We start from the raw sequence: 12961 nt of genomic DNA on the forward strand, positions 1-12961 counted from the left end.
TTTATTATTTTTTCAACTTCCCTTTTCACTGTTTCTCTCGTTTTATGTCCATATAAATATAAAAATTCATCCCAATTTTCTTTAAATATTTTTGCTATCTTTCCTAAGCTCAAATTAATCACCAAAATATTTTACCATTAGTTTACATTTTTCTGCAATCCCTTTATTTTCAACACCTTACAGCATAAAAATTTCACCTTTTTCGATGCACTTTCCTAGACATCGAAAAAAGCCTGCAAAACAATCACTAAATCTCTTGGTATGTAAAAACATACTTCAAGTTAGCTTCTGTTTTGCAGGCCCTTTTTAATCTGAATAGATGTCTTATGCTCCTTGGCTGCATCTATCCGTAGTAAAGACGACTCTCTTCACAAACTCTTGGCTACCAGGCGTCACTCATTTGTAAGTCTTTTAACGCATCATAAGTGCGACCAATTCAGCGAACTCCCTGATAACCTCATCCATATTTAATTGTTGTGATATAACTGCCACAGCTATTTAACGATTTCGTTAATCTTGGCGGCATATCTGGTTAATCGAGCATGTCTCTTCTTAGCAAGCTCCTCCTCAGATCTAGTATCATCAAATACGGATACCTTGCCTTTCTTCACGCACACAACAAGGCGGGCACCGCATCCCGGGCAAACCATATACGAAGTTGTACTAGCTGACTCCATAAGAAATGCCCCACATCTGTGGCAACATACCACACATTCCCCAGTTTTTTCCTCCGCAAAACTCACCAACATCACGCCTCCTTTGACTGATAAGCTGATATCTCTCATTCGGAAAAGGGAAAGAAACCGATATGATGAGTGTACATAATTCTCCCGACAATGACCTTTCCGTAAGTGTAGTCAACACTGCCATTATCAACTTCATGACTTAACTGATCTTTTAAACTGTTTAGCGCACATTACTCAAGGTTCTTAATAACCTTTACGGCTACACCCTGAATCTTACAGTCCGAAACAATGATGTCCTTCATGGTCTTGTTCTCAGGATGAAGTCTGATCTTCTGATTCTCTTTGTCTACAAAATAGCGCTTCAGCGTGTTCTCATTCGCTACCAGGGCAACAACAATATCGCCATCCATGGCTTCTGACTGCTTTCTGACGAGCACCAGATCTCCCGGAGAAATTCCGGCTTCAATCATGGACTCGCCCTTTGCCCTAAGTAAGAAAAAAGTCCCTTTGCCAAACATCGAGGCAGGCAATGACACGTATTCCTCTATATACTCTTCCTCCAGCGTAGGAACGCCGCAGGAAACAGCACCAAGTAGTGCCACACTTGTAAACTCTGTCTGAACCTTCTCGGTCTGTTCAGTAGAAATCTGCTGGCCATCATATCTGATCATGCCATTCTCATTCATGGCTACCAGGTACTTATATGCAGTTCCTCTGGCAATACCGACCGCATCTGCACTCTCTGTTGTAGACGGTGAGTGGCGATAATTCTTGTAGTATTCTTCTACAAATGCCTTAATAGTACCCATAAGCTCTGTAGATTTGTGTCTCATACGCCGCTCCTTTCTAAAGGAAGCAATCTGCTTTTGTTACTTCCTGATAGAAAGTATATCATTGCGAACACTTGTTCGCAAGTAGATTTATTTATTTCCCTTTTACTTTTTTAACAACGTCTTTACTCTCCTTTAAAAGCTCCATTAAATAACAACAAACATCTTATTTACTATTTCAGTCATAGCTTTTTCGATTTCCTTTACAATAAGCTCGGAAAACTCTTTTGTCTCAAAAATCTCAAGAAATCTCTTCTGCATTATACGTATGGTTTCGTCATAACTAATAGGTCTCTGATATATTTCGTCTATCTGATCTGATACCCATTTATTGCTATATGAAAGATTTTTTGCAACCTTGTCTATAACTAAATAGTATTTATCTCCACTAGTAAAGTAATTCTTAAAAACGTAATGTAACACCTGATTATCTCGATCTTTTTGACTTTCAACCAATGCTGGATTAACATCCTTAAGCGCATCTTCTGATAAAGAACCATCTACATCCATTACTTTGATTATTTTTTCAAGATCAGCTAGTCCTATATTATCTGTTACCGTTTTTATAGCTTTTTCATTATACATAGTCATGAATTCAGGAAGATACTGTCTGAGCAAATTTAATAACATCCCTTTCATATTTATACTGAAATTTCCATACACTTTTGCTCTAGTCGTATACCCTCTTCCTTGTCTTAAATTATTGTAATAGCATACAACACTACGTCCATGAATCCTTGTGGAATCAGTAATTTGATATCCATTAACCAGCGCCTTATCTAGCACAAGCTTATTTTGAATATCACCAACCTCTGTTTGCAATAATTCTTCATTTATCGAAAAACCTATAGCAGGAGCATTCTCATCAATAACTGAGACAAATACTGGATATTTTATCCCCTTAGGAAGTATTCGTTTTTGTGTATCCTCTATAGCTGAGTAAACAGAATTATATAGTCCTTCAGGCGTAAACCTATGTATTTGTTCGCTTCCCAGTTTTTTCAAACTAAGCTGGATTGGATCAATTTTTTCCTCATGATATCTAAGTGAAAGCCAATCTACTTTCTGTTCAGGGAACAACTCGTAATACCGTTTTGATAAATTTTCTACCTCTTCTATCGCCGGCAGAATATGACTTTCATAATCTGTCAGCTGAATAGATACTGCTTCCTTATTAGCGTTAATTTTTGACTCAATAATACGATCAGCTTTGGTAAGCAAAATTCGTACTGGCACATCCAACTTAGATGCTTCTCTTAACTTCTTTTCAATAGCTTCGCAACTTTCAGAAAGCGTCTTATCTCTTTCTTCAAGATTTAACAATAGCATAATACTATCCGGAATTGTGCTCAATGCCACATCCAAAGCTTCTTTTATATATGCTTCTCCATCATCCAATTGGTTAAGCCCCATTGTATCTTTAAGGCAGAATCTTAAAGGATAATCTTCACTATTTAGCTCAATTAATTCCTTGCGTGGCCTACTTATTAACGTCATTTCCTCAATGATAAGACTATACGGTTTGTAAGGATTAAATAGCTGCTGTAAAACTCTTGCCCCTTCAGCATCTACTCCACACTCTCCCAAATCAAATTCGTAGATTTTATCCTCATTTGGATTCTCTCCAAGTACCTTAACCAGGCTTTCTTCTACTAAATTTCCGATAGCATTAAGCCATTTATAGTATTCCCTCCAAATAGGTGATTCGTCACCTAGATTTTCGATAATATCTTCAAAAACCATTCGTCGAATCTCTGTCATAGGCTTTTTGCTTGACTTGGGATACATCTTCTTTTTTTCCGTTACACGGTCTGAAAACGATGGTTCGGATTTATCAGCCGCCTCTAGTAGAGGAAGTAGAACTGCTCTCATATTATCGAGGTTTATTTCAGGTACTAATTCCTTCAGGTGATAAGCTTTATCACTAGGTTCGAAAACATCTTCAATGAATTCCTCATCAAGATTATCTGCCCACTCATCATTGTCAATATCCTTGTCGTTATACAAATCAGCCAGCTTTTGCATAACATTATAGTGTACATCTTTTGCAGCAAACTTTTTCCTACTTATCTTCAACGCCACTTGATTTTCCATCTCAATTCGTTCATCACAAATAAAGTTGGTGGGTATAATTGTTGTTTGTTTTTTCTCCCCAATTCCAACCTGAATAATACCTACAAGACGATGATTAAGAATTGAATAAATCAATGTCGTTTTGCCTGAACCAGTAGGTCCTATCACGCAAATCGTTGGGATTGACTTACTTCTTTTTGCTACTTTTGCTGGTGTTAGTGAAATGAATTCTCTGTCAGTAATTTCTTTACTCATAAAAAGAACCTCCTTAAATGGAATTAATAGTAATCGAGACATGATTCCATCCAAGAAGGTTAAGAAAATAAAAAACTGCGCAATAATGCACAGCTAACATTCTATAACCAATATCGCCGCACATACAAAAACTTCCCTACTTGAAAGCCTTACGTACCGTCATGATATCTACTCACCGTTTCCGTATTTCGTGTCTTGTAGAAACCATATCTCTATTTAGAAGTATAATATTGGTCAAAAGATCTGTCAACATAAAACTATTAGATGACAGCATAAATTCTCTTTATTTACTGTCACATTGTGTATTCTGAACTCCAATCCTATCCTGAAATTTAGAAAACCATTCAATAAACGATTTTTCGCTCTTCTTTCCCTTGATTTCGTCTAATAGTTTCTTAGAGTCTTCTTCATTTTTCTCCTTAATAGCATCTTGATACTTGTATAAACCCTTAGAGCAATCTACACAAATATTAATGTCTTTTTCTAGCTCTTCAAATGACTCTAAAAGCTTTTTCTTTTTTCCGCAACAAGAACATTTCATTACATACACCTCCACTAAGCAAATGCTGGCACCATATCAATTTCAATGACATCCTCATCCTTTATCACTTCTCTTGTATTAACTGCCTTCTCAAAATAAGGAATTAAAAACTGTTCAATATCATAGTACTGATGATTAGATTTTAATAGATCTCTTTGTAGTTTATTGATATCCTTGCCCGCATCATCCAACTCAGAGATGAGTCTATCTATCTCTTCCTCTGTCATCAAATAATCAACTGCTAGGTTTGCAACAGCAGCATTAAACAATCTTGCCGTAATAACAGCATCATCCTCTTTAAATAGATTAGTAAGCTGCCTCATGGCAACACCTAATACTGTTCCACCGATAAGACCCCCCACAAATCCCAAAACAGCGCCTAGTCTTTTATCTACTTTCTTGCCTACCTTTTCACCAATTTTTCCTGCAGCAATTCCAGCACCATAAGCACCGGCAATATTTCCAAAAAATGAAGCACTTAATGAAACCATGTTTTTTACAAATTGTGCACCGCTAATTTTCTTATCAATCACCTTGTATATATCCGGAACCGCAAAAACAGTGAATAATACGCCCTCAGAAACTGCGGTGCTTCTCAATGCCTTTGCAAAGCTCTTTGATGCAGCACCGCCAGATATCTTTGCTTGGCCAAGTAGCGCTCTTTTAGCATTAATCAATTCCGTAACAAGTTTCGTTCCCAATGCATCGGTTATTTTTTCCGAAATAGGAATCATTGCCTTTGTTAAGCCAGTACGTGCAATCTGATTAGAAATTAGATTTGCTGCAAACGCCAGTCCAAATACCTGAATAGCTGTATCTATCGCTGCATCTTGCGCCTTTTTTCTGTTCTTAGTCTTCCAAAAAACAATTCCAAAAGAAGCTAATGCAGATATACCTGCTGCAAATGTACACGTAACCGTTCCCGTAGCAATATCATAGGTTATAGACTCGAAAGTACCTGCTTTTGCAAGATTACGGGCTTGTGCATACGTCAGCTTACTTTTTCTCACCAATTCTTTAGCTTGACTAGGATCTGTCACTCCTGGAACCTGCCCTTTCGCGATTTTCTTTTCCATCGCAAGAACAGCTTTTTCATATTGATCAGAAGGCACTTCAACCTGCATTGGTTTTCCAGATTTCAAATCGTAGTATCTATACTCAAGTGCACCTGTATCTGGATTTTTCTTAAAGCAAGCACCAACACTTGAATATGCATTCTTACAGAATTTACATTGAACCGGTTTCCCATTAATCAATTTATCTGGGCCATTTTTTGCATTATCTCGTCCTACAACTGTAGAATTATCTCCACTAAGCTTATCTAAAATGGTACTTCCTTCTTCCGCATAAATTCCATGACCAGTTTTACTCTGATCTGCGCCATAGGCAGCATTAAAAGTCGCCTGTTCAAAGTTTAATGCTTCTACCTCGCCAAGTGCTGCAGACTCACTAAAATCATAGGCTTGGGACTCTATTCGTTGTAATTCTTTTTCATAGTTCTCAAAGAAGGAGCAAACATCCTTATTCTTAAAATATAGAATAGGAACATCTCCGTTTCGAAGAACATATACTTTTTCTCCTTCAATTTCTTCCCTGTCAAATGAGTATGATTCAGGATCAAAGTATTCCCATATTACAATCTGATAAAAAAGCTTCAACTCGTTTTCTTTTTTATTCTCGCCCTTTTTACTTTTCTTTAACGCTCGCCTAGATGCCTTAAGAACTATTCCTCTATCAGTAATAACAGTTCCCTCCGGATATCCAGCAAAAGATTGAATATCTGCCCATAAAATATCAAAGTCATTGGGTACCGGCATATACTCTCTAATTTTAGCTTTATTCTTATCTGTCAATTCTGTTGGTGATGATGGCATAAGTTTCATCAGCTTTTCCAGAATATCATTCATCTAAAACACCCTCTTCTACATCAAAATAGTTTTCATATCTGTGAATGAACGCTTCATGAATAGCATCAAGTCTTCCAACCGGTGACCATTCAAAATCAGTGTTCTCAATTACGCCATTTAAAAATGCTATATAATCTTCTTCTTTTTCAAGATACATTTTCTTTAAAATAGTAACAGGGAGATTAACGCTATAAACGGTACTTCGATACGGTTCTTCATCAATATCTTCAACGGCGTACACCCTAACCGTTTCATCTTTTGAAAGAATTAGAGCACCCAAAGCTCTATCATCTAACAGTTCTAAAATAGCCTCTCCGACCTGCTCTTCCAATTCTTTAATAGCGTTGTCACGCAGTTTTTCCTGCCACGATTTGTATTTTTCCAAATCATGACCTACTCCTAACCCCAGCACAAGGGTAACTACTGCAGCATCATCAAGATATCCAATAACTGGTATAAAATCTGGTATAAAATCAATTGGACTAATAACATATATCAGAGCAGCTAGAATCGAAATAATAGAAGTCAATGGTATATCTGTATATTCCCGTTTAACATATGACTCCACCAGCTGATACATACTTATTATGTCATCAATCACTGTTCCTAAAACTGGAATGTCATATGCTTTATGAAGAAATGTCTCATATTTAACCTTAAACTTTTCCCACTTATTTGTATCATTAAGTATTTCTTCAGCTTGATCCTTCTTTGCGAAAAGAGCATTCTTTAGTTCTTCTTCTGTAAAATTAGTTTTAAATCTCTTCGTAATAATCACCCCATACTATGTTTTACTTGCTAAGCTTCATAAATTGCTCATATACCTGGCGCATATCCGATTCAATCCTAGATAAAGCTTCCTCTTTATAATTATCAGGAACACCATAGAACGCTTCTGCAATTCCAGCTGCAATACATGTTAACGTATCACAATCTCCACCTAGAGATACTGCGCATCGAACTACGTCCTCAAAATCAGTTCCTTCCAAGAAGGCTGTGATAGCTTCAGGAACTGTTTCCTGACAGCTCTCTACATGTCGATAAGATGGTCGAATTTCATCAAGTGTTCTTGATAAATCATATCCAAACTCATCCACAATATACTTTCTAATCTCATCCTTTGATTTTCCTTTTCTCGCCAGGAAAATTGCTGAAGCTGTAGCTTCTGCACCTTTTATTCCTTCAGGATGATTATGAGTAACCTCTGCAGTAATCCTTGCTACTTCTCTTGTACGTTCAACGGTATCATAAAGCCATCCAACAGAAGATACACGCATAGCCGATCCATTGCCCCAGCTTCCATATGGGCCTTCATCCTCAAGCTGTAACCACCAAATAAATCTGCCTCCATATCCAACTCCTGGATACTTGCGCCCCCAGGTCTTCATTGCCTTTATTACTTCATGACTAATTGTTTCATCATCACTATTCAGACCTGCCTTCATGAGGCCATCTGCTACGGCAATTGTCATAACAGAATCATCTGTATATTCAGATTCATCTATAAATAATGGGCCAAAATCCTTTATCTTCTCACCGCGATCAAATTCATAAGGACTGCCGACAATATCTCCAATAATTGCACCAATCATTATTTTGCCCTCCTTCCGTTCTTCTTACCGCGCTTCTCGTAATCACGATCAATGTCTGCTTTCCATGCTCCACCTGCAAATGTCATAGCCATATCTGCAGCTTTGCATTTTCTTACTCGTGTTACGGCAGCTTCAAGAACCTGATAATTAAGGGCTGTTCCTACTTCATCACAATTATAATTTGCTGCTCTGTCTCGACTAATGCCCATATTTCCTGCAACTTCTATAGCATCAATATTGGCTCCAAGGAAAAGGAACTCCCAGTTATACTTTTCTTGCTGACGTTTGATTAGTTTCTTAACATCCTTGAACGAATAATGTCTACTTGCATTTTCCAATCCATCTGTTGTAATAACAAACAACGTCTTAGCCGGTCTATCCTCTTCTCTTGCATACTTATGAACATTACCGATATGATGAATTGCTCCACCTACCGCATCCAATAGTGCTGTACAGCCGCGAACATAATAATCTTCTTCTGTAAGTTTCTTTACTTCACCAATAGCTACTCTGTCATGAATCACATCTGTTTCATCATCAAAAAGAACGGTGGAAACAATAGCCTCTCCTTCTTCTTTCTGCTGCTTAGCTATCATAGAATTAAATCCACCAATAGTATCCGATTCAAGTCCGCTCATAGAGCCACTTCTGTCAAGAATAAATACGATTTCGGTTAAGTTTTCTCTCATAGTGATTACCTCCGTAATTAGCTTATTTGCTTGTTTCTGAAGTAATCATATCTCTATGTGCATTTATATCGGTCACTTGCTAGGCGACATTTACGTAGCCTGTGTACCAAGCAATTGTTCTCCATGTTCAAAAAGAGCTACATTAATTTCATATATGTCATATGCTTCTTTCTCAATGAAATACTGCACTATAACATCCTGCTTACTGCATGGAGACAATGCCAATCCCGCTCTCGAAAGAAGATCCTTCGTATCATCTAAATCCAACTCAAGAGCTACTGCTAAAGCAAGAGCTGTAGCCTTACTAGGATTCTTTGTAGTTCCACATTTCAGCTTAGAAAACGCCTTTCTATCAAGATTAGCCTTCTTTTGAACTTCTACATCAGTAAGTCCTTTTTCATCAGCAAATGAAAAAACAAGTTCCATAAAGGTTTTGTCCAAATTATTTACAACATCATCTAGACTTCTTTCTTCCTCTAATATTGTTGCTGATAAGCACATATCAGAAGAAAGCATTTCCTCTTCATCCTCAAATGAATCCTCAATCGCGCCAGCTTTTTTACTTGAATCTTTTTTCTGTCTCTTCTTAGCCTTGTTAGCTTTTAAAAATCTTGGAACTGAGCCAATAGTAGCAGTAGCTAATCCACCAGCAAATGATTCAGAGCCACGTACAGCCCTTTCATTGTCGCCATAAGGAGCCGGATATTCTACTCGATTCTTTTCATCTACATAGTTGTCATTGATATACTCATCAATATCGCCATATAATTCTGATGATAGTGAAACTGATTTTTCATCAAATACCACAAGATAAACATCCATATCACTTCCAGACATGAATGCTTCAATCTCAGATAAAGCTATCCTAAGCGCGATTCCCTTTGGAAACCCATAACTTCCCGATGCTAAAAGAGGAATTGCAAGGCTTGAAATATCATTCACCGAAGCAGCCTTAAATACACTCCTGTAGCAGCTTCTAATGATATCTTCTTCGCCCTCTTTACCACCATGCCATGCCGTTCCTACAGTATGAATGATGTATTTAGCGGGAAGATTATATCCCTCAGTAATAACTGATGCGCCACGATCAATAGCACCAATCTCATGACGTTTTGCAAGAAGCTTATCTTTACCTGCGGCTTCATAGACAGCACTATCAATCCCTGCACCATATCCTGGCATAGGGTTCGCAGTGTTCACTATGGCATCTACATGCATTTTTGTAATGTCATTACGGACTATTTGAAATGGCATCTATTCTTTTCACCGCCTTGTAATTAACCGTTTAATCTCTTTGCTAAATCCTCTTCGAACTTCTGTACTTCTAACAATGCATTGTCTAATCCAGAGAATATTTCACTTTCATCAAGATCACTAGGAACTTGTATCTTAGTAGTCTTAAATATCTTCCACCATTGCCATTCTTTCTTAGCCTGCTTCATGGATACGATCTCATTAATCTTGTCAGCTACAGATAAGAACTCAGCGGAAGCATTTCTAGAACTTAAACTGAGCTGAATTATGATATCTTTGCCATTTCGATTAACGATTTCATAAAAATAATGATTATCTGTATTCCATCCGCTTGGAGCATTTGGTATATCCGGCAGGATTTCAGACATTGTCTTGGTAGTAAACCTTGTACAGGTTCTATTACACTTATCTACATTGTCTATTACCGCATCAGTTTTAACCGTCCATGTCCTAAGTATTTCAGCGATCTTCTGTAATCTGGCAACCTCTTCAGGGCTTCTCAATTCCGATGAGTCCTGTGAGAATTCATCAACAAGATAAGGAACAATAACCTTGTGAAATTTATCACTCCATTCACCTAAAAATGCAGCCATCTTATCCCAATCTTCTTTATTAGTTATGCTAACATCATCAAGCGAATAATAAATCCAGGACATCTTATACTCATCCAATCTATCCCAAGACAACTTGACACCTAACGAATCCTCAATTGCCTGCTTATTTGCATGGAGAATATCAAAAGCCTTTTTATTCTGTTCTGCCTCTGATTTATCTAAAATAAACTCAACTCTTGTCTTATCGTAATTGGCTGTACATGAAATATGAAAACCACCAATTCCAAAATAACCTGAAACAGTATTAGATGTTGAAGGGTTCACATTGGTAAACATTTCATATTGATTCTTTTCCCGTATTACAGGTAAAGCTTTTTCCCAGAAGGCAAATCGAATCTTCTTTCGTCCACCTGACTCAGCAGCTACTTTAATAGTTTCTACCGGAAGCTCACCTGCATCCCATATCTTACGAATTTCTGCCTCTAGCTCTGCTGTTCTGGCATAGATTTTAAGCTCATTCCATTCAGTATTATTATCAATAACCTTCCTTGTAAGCCTTATATCTGCAAGATCCTTGATACCCTTACGTCCATTCTTACCATTAATCTTGTCTGTAAAGTTTCCATTACTAATAGAAGTATTTAGCTTTGAATTTAGAAGAGTCATATTACCGATTTCATAAATAGCATGGCTTCTTACACGTTCCATCTCATCAGCATCTTCTACTTCGTTTTCATCTGTATCGTAAACCGGAACATCATACCAGTTCTGAGCCCATTTCTGCGGCATAATATGCTCAAGAGTGTACTCATACTTGAGGATCTTAATATCAACATTAAGCAGATTTCTCTGATACAACTCTACCCAGAACAAAAGCAATGTTGGTAATTTGTTGGTGGTCATACGACGTAATCCATTTACAAAGTTTCCTTCAGAAATGTACTGACAGCTTTCCAATACATCTTGTGGTGTTTTTTTCTCATCTACTAACTGTAAACATTCATTGTTATAGTTCTTGGTACTACCCTTGCAGATAGCATTTAAAACAATATATTTTTCTAAAACAAAGAAGCGACTTCTAATATCCTCTTCTTCAATGCTTCCGTTTTTTAGATAATATAACTGCTGTAATAAATATGGATGAAATGTAGATACCTCCAGCACATTGGAAATATTAAAAATGCGTCCTACATAATCATCATATGTAAGCAGGCTATCCTCATTTGAAAAGTACTCTCTAAATACATCTGCATAGTCATGTAATTCTTTTAAGAAATCCTCTAATGAAGAAATCTCCATCTTAGAGATCTTTTTTCTGTACTCCTGAGGCAAATCCGCCATGTTATTCTCAGCCGGATTAAAGAATCCCTGCACAACAGCAAAAGCATGAAGAAAGGTCTCAATGTTGCTTCGTTTCATACGACCATATTGGCGTTGTGTTTCCCAATATGCATTAGTTGATTCATCTGAAACAAATGCATCCACCCAGGTCTCTTCATATTCGAAAACAGCTCTTTCATCTACTGTAGTAGGATCTTCTGTCCTTAATAACTCGACATATCTCTGATACAAAAGGTTCTTTATGGTATCAGCACTTGAAAGTCTTACACCAGCCGAATTAACAGTATCAAATATCGCCTGTTCATTATCATTTACGTCAAGATCAATATTTACCAGAAACTTAATCTTATCAACCGTAAGAAGCTCCCATAAATAATCAATTGTCTCCTGACTTACATCTTCCAACGCATCCCTAAAATAGGCATATGCTTTGATAATTGAGCTTGTGGTGTCATCATCGTCAAGACTGACGTATTTTTCCCATCTATCATCAGTATCAAGTTCACCATTAATAACACTTTCAAAAGCCTTTTTATCTAAGTGGGAATGATTTATTTTGACATGAAGTTTTTTCTTTATACCACCTTCCGGTACAAACAAAATACTTTCCATCTGAACCTGACATGTCTTAACATCAGATTCATCGTAATTGTAGCTTGCAGCATTCTTTACAATATGATCATAGCAAGCTCTAAGCAAAATGCTTAACGTAGTCAGTCTTTGCTGTCCGTCAATAACCGAATATCTAGCAACACTTCCTGCTGCTGCTAATTCATTCTTTAATATAATAGAACCTAAAAAATGGTTCTGATTCTTGCTTGTAAGATTATTAAAAAGCTCACTCCAGTTCTCCTCACTCCAAACGTAAGCCCTTTGGAAAAAAGGAATATCATAATAGCTAGGAGTTGCTAAAAAATAAAACGATTTGTCTTCTGCCCTCATAAAAAACAACCTTCTTCCTACATTAATATTGAAATAAGAAACATGGTCTTATTTTCTTGACTGTTTAATCATATTTTTTATTGCACCATCAATATCAAAGACTGTATCCTTTCTATCATTCCATCTATCCCAAAAATTAATTGTAGAACTGATTGGTTCTTCTTGTGGTTTGGTACTATGTCAAGAAAAAGTACAAATTAAATTTGGATAAATAATTTTTGTGATTAACATGCATTTTTTATATTTTCTGAATAGTACCTATTTTCATATTCACTTGGAGATAAATATTCACAATGA

Annotated in this window: 8 protein-coding genes and 1 pseudogene; all 9 read right to left on the reverse strand. The window is 36.9% G+C overall.

Annotated elements, in window-relative coordinates; genetic code table 11:
* Positions 1 to 916: 916 nt before the first annotated feature.
* The 9 genes and pseudogenes from lexA to FYJ33_RS15395 all read right to left on the reverse strand — a co-directional run bounded on the left by lexA (position 917) and on the right by FYJ33_RS15395 (position 12664).
* Positions 917 to 1495 carry a transcriptional repressor LexA gene (gene lexA / locus FYJ33_RS15355; RefSeq protein WP_456237452.1) on the reverse strand — a complete coding sequence of 193 codons (579 nt, stop codon included), beginning with the start codon at positions 1493 to 1495 and terminating at the stop codon, positions 917 to 919.
* Positions 1496 to 1663: 168 nt separating this feature from the next.
* On the reverse strand, positions 1664 to 3844 hold the full coding sequence (locus FYJ33_RS15360; RefSeq protein ID WP_154532758.1) for a hypothetical protein: 2181 nt from the start codon (positions 3842 to 3844) through the stop codon (positions 1664 to 1666).
* 283 nt (positions 3845 to 4127) lie between these two features.
* On the reverse strand, positions 4128 to 4385 hold the full coding sequence (locus tag FYJ33_RS15365) for a hypothetical protein (protein WP_154532760.1): 258 nt from the start codon (positions 4383 to 4385) through the stop codon (positions 4128 to 4130).
* Between the two features lie 14 nt (positions 4386 to 4399).
* Positions 4400 to 6292 (reverse strand): M48 family metallopeptidase, encoded by a 1893-nt coding sequence (locus FYJ33_RS15370; protein WP_154532762.1) that lies wholly within the window; start codon positions 6290 to 6292, stop codon positions 4400 to 4402.
* A gap of 412 nt (positions 6293 to 6704) precedes the next feature.
* Positions 6705 to 6803, reverse strand: a pseudogene (locus tag FYJ33_RS16540) (YkvA family protein); the annotation flags it as partial.
* 280 nt (positions 6804 to 7083) lie between these two features.
* A complete protein-coding gene (locus FYJ33_RS15380) occupies positions 7084 to 7884 on the reverse strand; it encodes an ADP-ribosylglycohydrolase family protein (protein ID WP_154532764.1) in 801 nt (266 codons plus the stop codon).
* Entirely contained in the window at positions 7884 to 8573 is a 690-nt protein-coding gene (locus tag FYJ33_RS15385; protein WP_154532766.1) for a vWA domain-containing protein, read from the reverse strand. The genes FYJ33_RS15380 and FYJ33_RS15385 overlap by 1 nt, the downstream gene beginning before the upstream one ends.
* Positions 8574 to 8663: 90 nt before the next feature.
* A complete protein-coding gene (locus FYJ33_RS15390) occupies positions 8664 to 9827 on the reverse strand; it encodes a macro domain-containing protein (RefSeq protein WP_154532768.1) in 1164 nt (387 codons plus the stop codon).
* A 23-nt stretch (positions 9828 to 9850) separates the two neighbouring features.
* On the reverse strand, positions 9851 to 12664 hold the full coding sequence (locus tag FYJ33_RS15395; protein WP_154532770.1) for a DUF4268 domain-containing protein: 2814 nt from the start codon (positions 12662 to 12664) through the stop codon (positions 9851 to 9853).
* Positions 12665 to 12961 lie beyond the last annotated feature (297 nt).

This window comes from Inconstantimicrobium porci, assembly GCF_009696465.1.
GTDB lineage: Bacteria > Bacillota > Clostridia > Clostridiales > Clostridiaceae > Inconstantimicrobium > Inconstantimicrobium porci.

What these genes read in the sequence shown, in the direction of transcription:
- FYJ33_RS15370 (WP_154532762.1), bottom strand. Translation starts at nt 6,292, where the DNA reads ATGAATGATATTCTGGAAAAGCTGATGAAACTTATGCCATCATCACCA.
- FYJ33_RS15390 (WP_154532768.1), bottom strand. Translation starts at nt 9,827, where the DNA reads ATGCCATTTCAAATAGTCCGTAATGACATTACAAAAATGCATGTAGAT.
- lexA (WP_456237452.1), bottom strand. Translation starts at nt 1,495, where the DNA reads ATGGGTACTATTAAGGCATTTGTAGAAGAATACTACAAGAATTATCGC.
- FYJ33_RS15380 (WP_154532764.1), bottom strand. Translation starts at nt 7,884, where the DNA reads ATGATTGGTGCAATTATTGGAGATATTGTCGGCAGTCCTTATGAATTT.
- FYJ33_RS15385 (WP_154532766.1), bottom strand. Translation starts at nt 8,573, where the DNA reads ATGAGAGAAAACTTAACCGAAATCGTATTTATTCTTGACAGAAGTGGC.
- FYJ33_RS15395 (WP_154532770.1), bottom strand. Translation starts at nt 12,664, where the DNA reads ATGAGGGCAGAAGACAAATCGTTTTATTTTTTAGCAACTCCTAGCTAT.
- FYJ33_RS15360 (WP_154532758.1), bottom strand. Translation starts at nt 3,844, where the DNA reads ATGAGTAAAGAAATTACTGACAGAGAATTCATTTCACTAACACCAGCA.
- FYJ33_RS15365 (WP_154532760.1), bottom strand. Translation starts at nt 4,385, where the DNA reads ATGAAATGTTCTTGTTGCGGAAAAAAGAAAAAGCTTTTAGAGTCATTT.